2 protein-coding genes and 1 pseudogene are annotated in these 1382 nt (G+C 67.4%); 1 reads left to right on the top strand and 2 read right to left on the bottom strand.

Annotated elements, in window-relative coordinates; genetic code table 11:
- Positions 1-409, bottom strand: a pseudogene (locus tag AC1DY5_RS55740) (Tn3 family transposase); the annotation flags it as partial.
- Between the two features lie 89 nt (positions 410-498).
- Entirely contained in the window at positions 499-921 is a 423-nt protein-coding gene (locus AC1DY5_RS55745) for a hypothetical protein (protein WP_478122723.1), read from the bottom strand.
- A 31-nt stretch (positions 922-952) separates the two neighbouring features.
- Between AC1DY5_RS55745 and AC1DY5_RS55750 the strand changes: the two genes are divergently transcribed.
- Positions 953-1144, top strand: a complete 192-nt coding sequence (locus AC1DY5_RS55750; RefSeq protein WP_478122724.1) for a hypothetical protein — start codon at positions 953-955, stop codon at positions 1142-1144.
- The last annotated feature ends 238 nt before the right edge of the window (positions 1145-1382 follow it).

Raw genomic sequence — 1382 nt, forward strand, 5'->3', positions numbered from 1 at the left:
GCACGGCGCTCGTTTTCGCTGCAGCATGTGACGGTAGGAGCTGGTCGGCGTAGCGCTCGATCGGGAAGCGGAAGACGCCGCGCAGATTGATGCCCTCCAGCCGTTTGGGCGCGATCCACCCGATGAGTTCTGGCGGGATGACCTGGCGCCGATTGGCCCAGCGATCCAGCACCGCCTGCATCTGCGTCGTGTTCCACGCCATCACGATGTTGGCCAGCAGGCTCAATGCGTCGGCCACCGCCTGCATCTCGTCGACGCGCTTGACCTGCGCCAGACTGACCCGCCCGGTGTAGATGGCGCGCTTCAGGGCGTTTTGCTGCCCGGGGTGACCCGACCTACGAGGCCGGTGTGCAGCTCGGCCTGCTTCATTGACGAAGTAGTCCGCCAGGAACGCCGTTCGCAGCAACCGATTCCGGCGCGAACTGCGGCGGGTGCTCAATCGCAGCGAAGCGGTCAAGGCATTCGTGAAGGACTTCGAGGACCGGTGCGCGGAGGCGATCAGGAAAGCGCAGCCCCGTTCGCCTGAGCGACGTCCTGCGTCGCGACCAGGAGCTCGTATCGCCGGCGCTGCTCGGCCGCGTCGACTCTGGTGGGAAGCGCGAAGTCCAGCATGCCCCTCAAGGCGCGGGTGACGGGGTTGATCCGCGCCGGGTCGGATGTGGGGTCCGCCGAGGTCTCCGCAAAGACCGCCAAGCCCTCGAGCCAGGGAGACCAGATGTCGTGCAGCGCCCTTGCCTTCGCCGCCAGTTCGACCCCGAGATCCGCTCTTGAAAGGAAGMTCGCATCCCCGGGCAGGAGCGGTGCCGGACCCTGCGCGACCCGCCGTTCGACCTCGTCGGCCGGCGTCGGATCGGGGAAGGCACGGGACCACATGGCGATCTCGTTGTCGAAGTCCGCCACGCGCAGGCAGGCCACGGCCACCCCGAGGTGTCCCAGGTAGGTAGCTTAGGACATGGGTGATCTCGTGCGTGAGCTCGACGAGATGCCTGTCGAAGTCGCGCTCGCGCAGGAAGGAGCGGTGGTGCGGGATGGCGCGCCGATGGGCGGGATGCTCCACGGTCCAGGTGACCGGATTTGCACTGGCGGAGGCGGCCTTCGGCAGCTCCTCCAGCAATCGCAGGGCCTGTTCGATGTGGAAGTCTAGCGACTGGAACACCCGCTGGCGCTCGGGATCGCTGGCGTGGTCCACTAGGGTGTTGAAGACCACGCGCGGCTGCCAGGAAATCGCTGGCATGCGCTCTGCCGTTGCCGGAGCCGGGTCGTGCCCGTCGGTCTTCAGGAGCATCCGCACCGCCGAGGCGAGCACGTCGAGGTAGGGCCGATCACCCATCGCGTCCAGCAGCATTTCCGCCGCTGCGGCGTTGACCGGTGCCGGACACTGC

This window comes from Variovorax sp. P4_D9, from assembly GCF_056401695.1.